The organism is Thiohalophilus sp. (assembly GCF_031581315.1).
Classification (GTDB): domain Bacteria; phylum Pseudomonadota; class Gammaproteobacteria; order UBA6429; family Thiohalophilaceae; genus Thiohalophilus.
The window spans coordinates 1-5,991 of sequence record NZ_JAVLAZ010000040.1; the positions used below are offsets into that span (position 1 = coordinate 1).

The 5,991-nt window shown below is 62.1% G+C and carries 6 protein-coding genes and 1 tRNA gene; 5 read left to right on the plus strand and 2 right to left on the minus strand.

Annotated features, from left to right (window positions below; genetic code table 11):
• Both RI563_RS07485 and hemA read right to left on the minus strand, forming a co-directional pair.
• Positions 1-619: PCRF domain-containing protein (locus RI563_RS07485; protein WP_310693747.1), on the minus strand; the 619-nt coding region annotated here is incomplete at its 3' end.
• Between the two features lie 11 nt (positions 620-630).
• On the minus strand, positions 631-1,899 hold the full coding sequence (gene hemA / locus RI563_RS07490; RefSeq protein WP_310693748.1) for a glutamyl-tRNA reductase: 1,269 nt from the start codon (positions 1,897-1,899) through the stop codon (positions 631-633).
• Between the two features lie 167 nt (positions 1,900-2,066).
• On the opposite strand from hemA, the gene RI563_RS07495 reads away from it, so the two are divergent.
• From RI563_RS07495 to RI563_RS07515, 5 genes are all read left to right on the plus strand, one after another.
• Positions 2,067-3,815, plus strand: a complete 1,749-nt coding sequence (locus RI563_RS07495) for a tetratricopeptide repeat protein (RefSeq protein ID WP_310693749.1) — start codon at positions 2,067-2,069, stop codon at positions 3,813-3,815.
• Complete coding sequence (lolB, locus tag RI563_RS07500; protein ID WP_310693750.1) at positions 3,812-4,414, plus strand: lipoprotein insertase outer membrane protein LolB; 603 nt, start codon at positions 3,812-3,814, stop codon at positions 4,412-4,414. The genes RI563_RS07495 and lolB overlap by 4 nt, the downstream gene beginning before the upstream one ends.
• Positions 4,411-4,989 carry a hypothetical protein gene (locus RI563_RS07505; RefSeq protein ID WP_310693751.1) on the plus strand — a complete coding sequence of 193 codons (579 nt, stop codon included), beginning with the start codon at positions 4,411-4,413 and terminating at the stop codon, positions 4,987-4,989. Before lolB ends, RI563_RS07505 begins: the two co-directional genes overlap by 4 nt.
• Positions 4,986-5,861, plus strand: coding sequence for a 4-(cytidine 5'-diphospho)-2-C-methyl-D-erythritol kinase (ispE, locus tag RI563_RS07510; protein WP_317622865.1), 876 nt, complete (start codon positions 4,986-4,988; stop codon positions 5,859-5,861). The genes RI563_RS07505 and ispE overlap by 4 nt, the downstream gene beginning before the upstream one ends.
• Positions 5,862-5,915: 54 nt before the next feature.
• A tRNA-Gln gene (locus RI563_RS07515) sits at positions 5,916-5,990 on the plus strand.
• Position 5,991 lies beyond the last annotated feature (1 nt).

The window sequence follows — 5,991 nt, forward strand, 5'->3', positions numbered from 1 at the left end:
CTGCCACGGTACAGGCCGAGGTGTGGATGCGGCCCTGGGATTCGGTTTCGGGGACACGCTGTACGCGATGTACGCCGGATTCGAATTTGAGTTTTGAGTAGGCGCCGTTGCCGGCGATGCGGACGATGAGCTCTTTATAGCCGCCGTGTTCGCCTTCGCTTTCGCTCAAAATCTCCAGCTTCCAGCCCTGTTGTTCGGCGTAGCGTGAATACATGCGGAATAGATCGCCGGCGAAGATCGCCGCTTCATCGCCGCCGGTGCCGGCGCGGATTTCCAGAAAGATGTTCTTGTCGTCGTTGGGATCGCGCGGCAACATCAGGCGTTGCAGTTCGTCTTCCAATTCTGTTTGACGTTGTTGCGCGCTGTGCAGTTCTTCCTCGGCCATCTCGCGCATATCGCCGTCGGCATCTTCGAGCATGGCGCGGGCTTCGTCGATCTCGGTGAGGACATCCTGGTATTGCTTGAAGGTGGCGACCACCGGGTTGATCTGGGCGTATTCGCGCGACAGGTTGCGGAACTGGTTCTGATCGCCGATGACGCCGGGGTCGGCCAGCAACGCGTTGATTTCGTCGAGACGATCGACCAGGTTTTCCAACTTGGTTTGGATGGAAGCTTTCATGAAGCGGCGGCTCAGGCGTCGTCGTCTTTGATGCCGAGCAGATGGCGTGCGGTATCGAGCAGATCCTTGCGGCCTTCGAAGGCGGCCTGGTTCATCTGGACCGAGGGGTTGTGGATCAGTTTGTTGGTCAGGGTGCGGGCCAGTTCCTGCGTGACTTCCTGCGGATCTTTGCCGGCGGCCAGCTGGCGTTCGGCGTTTTGCAGGGCTTCATCGCGAATCGTGTCGGCTTTGCTGCGGAAGGCGCGGATGGTATCCACGGCTTCGAGCGAGCGCAGCCAGCCCATGAAGTGCTCGACCTGGTTATCGATGATGTCCTCGGCCTGGCGGGCGGCTTCCTCGCGGGACTGGCGGCCTTCTTCGATCACATCGTGCAGATCGTCCACGGTATATAAATAGACATCGGCCAGTTCACTGACTTCCGGTTCGATGTCGCGCGGCACGGCGATGTCGACCATGAACATGGGGCGATGCTTGCGTTTTTTCAGCGCCCGTTCCACCGCACCCTTGCCCAGGATCGGCAACTGGCTGGCGGTGGAGGAGATGATGATATCGGCCTCGATCAATCGCGCCGGCATATCGGAAAGGGTGATCGCCTCGCCGCCGAAGCCTTCGGCCAGCGACTGGGCGCGTTCCACGGTGCGATTGGCGACGATGATTTTTTTGATGCCCTGTTCCTTGAGATGCCGGGCCACCAGCTCGATGGTGTCGCCGGCGCCGACCAGCATGGCGGTGTGCTTGCCCAGCTCGGAGAAGATCCGCTTGCCCAGGTTGACCGCGGCAAAGGCAACCGAGACCGGGCTGGCGCCGATGGCGGTGTCGGTGCGCACCTGCTTGGCGACGGAAAAGGTATGCTGGAACAGGCGATTGAGCTGGCGACCGATGGCCCCGGCATGGCTGGCGGTGTTGTAGGCATCCTTGATCTGTCCCAGGATCTGCGGCTCGCCCAGCACCAGCGAATCGAGTCCGCTGGCCACCCGTAAAAGATGCTGGACCGCCAGATTGTCCAGATGGGTATACAGATAGGGCTCGACCTCGTCGGCGTCGAGGTGATGGTATTCGCGGAACCAGTGCAGGATGTTCTCGACATTGCTCTGGCTCTCATCGAAACCGCAATACAGTTCGGTGCGGTTGCAGGTGGAGACAATGGCGCATTCGTTCACCGCGCCGCGGGCTTGCAGATCGCGCAGCGCCGCCTCGAGCTTTTCGGGGGCGAACGAGACCTTTTCCCGGATATCCACCGGGGCGGTCTTGTGATTGATGCCAAATGCCAGTAATGCCACGTTTTCTGCCTGACTGTCCGTCGAATGTTCGCGTTCGGGTTGAGATGCCGGTTATGCTGCCCGATATTCTATATTATATCAGCGTCAAACCGGCGAAAGTTGGTTATAGTTGTTGTTCGGCTTATCTACAATGATCGGAATCAAGTCCAGTCTGTTACGGTAATTTGATGAAAAATCCTATATTTGTCATATGTTTGGCGCTGCTGTTGCCCGCCTGCCAGTCTTCTCCCACCCCCCGCGCGTCGGATGATACGCCCGAACCGGCCCCGGTGACCAGTGAGCCGGCGGCGCCAGTAGAGGCGCCGGCGCCGGTTGCCGAGTTGCCCGAGACGCTCTCCGGTGAAGTGCTCTATTATCTGCTGGCCGCCGAAATCGCTCTGCAGCGCAATCGTATGGATGTGGCGGTGGAAGGCTACAGCAAGGCTGCCGAGGCGACCAATGATGTGCGGGTTGCCGAACGGGCGGCCCGTATCGCCGTGTATGCCCGGGATGATGAACGAGCCCTGCAGGCGGCGCAAAAATGGGTCCAGCTCGCGCCCGCCAATGCCGAGGCGCGCCAGGTGCTGGCCGCGCTGTTGGTGCGCACCGGGAACGGCGATGCCGCCCTGCCGCACTTCGAGGCCCTGCTGGCGCTGGAAAACGGCGATAAGGAACGCCAGCGTTACATGTTGATCACCTCCTTGCTGAGCAAGGAAAAAGACAAGCAGGCCGCGCTGAACGTGATGCAGGATCTGGTCGCCGAGCGCCAGGATAACCCCGATGCCCAGTATGCCCTGGCCCATCTGGCCCTGATGGTGGAAAGCCTGGAGCTGGCCGAGCAGGCTATCGAACGGGCTCTGGACCAGCGTCCCGACTGGTCCGACGCGCATTTGCTGCGGGCCAATGTCCTGCATCGCCAGGGCGACACCGGCCGTCTGTTCAAACTGGTCCGCGAGCGGCTGGAGGTCGCGCCGGACGATGTGCCGTTGCGCCTGTTTCTGGCACGCAAGCTGGTAGACGAGCAGCAGTTCGAGGCCGCGCGGCAACAATTTGATGAAGTGCTCAAACGCGAGCCCGGGCATACCGATGCGCTCTACGCCCGGGGGCTGCTGGCCCTGCAGACGGGCAATTATGCTCAGGCCGAAGCCAGTCTCAAGCAGCTTATCGCGCAAAAGCGGCGGGTGAACGAGGCCCGTTATTACCTGGGGCAGGCCGCCGAGCTACAGGACAAGTTCGATCTGGCGCTCGACTACTACGCCATGATCGAACGCGGCGAGCACTATGTGGATGCGCGGATCCGCGCCGCCGATATTCTGGCCAGACAGGATACGCTGGCCGCCGGCCGCGAACATTTGCAAAACACCCGGGCCGACAATCTGGACACGGAACTGCGCCTTTATCTGGCCGAGGGTGAGCTGTTGTTCAACGCCCGCGAGTATGAGGAGGCTTACCGGCTCTATAACATCGCCCTGGAGCAGATGCCCGACAACAGCAAACTGCTCTATGCCCGCGCGCTGGTCGCCGAGAAACTCGATCGGCTGGACGAGACCCTCGCCGATCTGCAACGCATCGTGAACAACGAACCCAACAACGCCGAGGCCCTCAATGCGCTGGGTTATACCCTGGTGGATGCCACCGATCGAATCGACGAAGGTTTCGATTACATTCGCCGCGCCTACAAGATCCAGCCGGATGAGCCGGCCATTATCGACAGCATGGGCTGGGCTTATTATCGCAAGGGCGAGCACGACAAGGCACTGGAATATCTGCAACGGGCCTTCGACAAACTTAAAGACGGTGAGATTGCCGCGCACCTGGGCGAGGTGTTGTGGGTAACCGGTCGTCATGAGGCGGCCCGCGAGGTCTGGGACGAGGCGCTGCGCGAAGCGCCGGAACATCGTGTGTTACGGGATGTGATCGAGCGGTTCACCCGATGAGATGGTGGCCTGTTTTGATCGTCGGTGCCTGGCTGGCCGGCTGCGCCGCGCCGCCGGAATCCGGGACCGTTCCCGCCCAGAGCGGCGAACAACGCCAGCAGGCCCTGGAACAGATTGATGCCTGGCAGCTGAAAGGGCGCGTGGCCATTATCAATGGCTCCGAAGCATGGCATTTGAACGTGGAATGGCAACAGCGGCAGGAGGATTACCGCATCGAGCTATGGGGCCCGTTTGGTAGCGGCCGGGTGCAACTCGAGGGTGACGGGCAGGGCGTGCGCCTGACCGATTCGGACCAGAGGATCTATTACGCCGACGACCCCGAAAGCCTGTTGTATGCCCATACCGGGGTCAACATGCCGGTCAGCGGTTTGCGTTACTGGATTATGGGACTGACTGATCCCCGCTATTCAACGCAACAGCCGCGTCGTGATCAGGCCGGCCGGCTGACGGCGGTGCAGCAGGCCGAGTGGCAGGTCGCTTTCAGCCGCTATACCCGGGTCGATGGCCTGGCCCTGCCGGATCGGCTGTCGGTCGACCGACAGGATCTGCGGGTCAAGATGGTCGTGGATCACTGGCAGGTCAGCGCTTCCGGTTCATGAACACCTCCGCGCGTCGGCTTTATCTCTCTGCGGCGGTGAAGCTGCTGTTTTTGATCGCTCTGGTGGCGCTGGCGGCGGTGCTGCTGGCCAGTCTTGGCAGCGGCGATGGCCAGCGGGAACAGCAAGCGGCGGCCGATCCCTGGCGTCTGGAAGTGGACTGGTCGCAAATCCCGGCGGGGGAGCTGCGCCAGTTGCAATGGCCCGACGGACGGGAAATCTGGGTCTACCGACGCCCGCCCGGAGAGATCCAGCGACTGGAACAGCGCCCGGCGACGCAACTGCGTGATCCCGACTCGCATGACAGTCGCCAGCCCCGGGACATCTCCACGGCCTGGCGCTCGCATCATCCGCAAATATTCGTCTTCCACCCCTACGAAACCCGTCGCGGTTGCCGGGTTCGGCTGGCCGCGGACAAACCGGAATTCGTCGATGCCTGTCACGGTGCCCGGTTTGACAGTGCCGGGCGATTGCTCGAGGGCAGCGGGGTGGCGGAACAACAGAACCTGAGCGTGCCCGACTATGAGCTGATCGGTGCGCAACGATTGCGGCTGGAGCCACCGGGGAACGGAACATGACCCTGAAGACCGAAGAATCCCTGCGCTGGTGGCCGGCCCCGGCCAAGCTGAACCTGTTTTTGCATGTCACTGGCCGGCGCGGGGATGGCTATCATCTGTTGCAGACGGTCTTCCAGTTGCTCGATTACGGCGACCGGCTGGCCTTTGTCCTGCGCGATGACAGCGCTGTGCACCGGGCGACGGAACTGGCGGGCGTGCCGGCCGACCAGGATCTGGTGGTGCGCGCGGCGCGTCTGCTGCAGGAGGCCGCGGGCGTCGGGGCCGGGGTGGATATCCACGTGGACAAACGCCTGCCGATGGGCGGTGGTCTGGGCGGCGGCAGCTCCAATGCTGCCACCACGCTGGTGGCGCTCGATCGGCTCTGGAATACCCGTCTGGGCGTGGACGCGCTGGCGGAGCTCGGCATGCAACTGGGTGCTGATGTGCCGGTCTTCGTGCGTGGCCACAGCGCCTGGGCCGAGGGCGTGGGCGAGCAATTGCAGCCGCTGGAACTGCCTGATCGCTGGTATCTGGTGCTGATCCCGCCGGTAACTGTCTCAACAGCGGCGATTTTCTCCGATTCGCATTTGCGGCGGGATTGCCCACCCATTACAATACGCGACTTTCTGGCCGCGCCCGAAAGCCCGAAATGGGGCAATGTCTGTGAAGCGCCGGTCCGCGCCCGTTATCCCGAGGTGGTCGCGGCCCTGGACGCACTCGACGCCCTGGCTTCGGCCCGCCTGACCGGCACCGGCGCCTGCGTCTTTGCGGCGTTCGAGACCGAATCGGCCGCCAACGCGGCCTGGCAGCAACTGGCCGAAAACTGGCAGGGATTCGTCGCCCGGGGCGTCAACGAATCATCTTTAAATACAGTACTGAGTACCGAGTTCTGAGTATTTAGTACCAAGTACTAGGACCTAGCGCCTAGCACCTAGTCACTGTTCTACTGGGGTGTCGCCAAGCGGTAAGGCACTGGATTTTGATTCCAGCATACGCAGGTTCGAATCCTGCCACCCCAGCCAT

What these genes read in the sequence shown, in the direction of transcription:
- ispE (WP_317622865.1), top strand. Translation starts at nt 4,986, where the DNA reads ATGACCCTGAAGACCGAAGAATCCCTGCGCTGGTGGCCGGCCCCGGCC.
- lolB (WP_310693750.1), top strand. Translation starts at nt 3,812, where the DNA reads ATGAGATGGTGGCCTGTTTTGATCGTCGGTGCCTGGCTGGCCGGCTGC.
- RI563_RS07505 (WP_310693751.1), top strand. Translation starts at nt 4,411, where the DNA reads ATGAACACCTCCGCGCGTCGGCTTTATCTCTCTGCGGCGGTGAAGCTG.
- RI563_RS07495 (WP_310693749.1), top strand. Translation starts at nt 2,067, where the DNA reads ATGAAAAATCCTATATTTGTCATATGTTTGGCGCTGCTGTTGCCCGCC.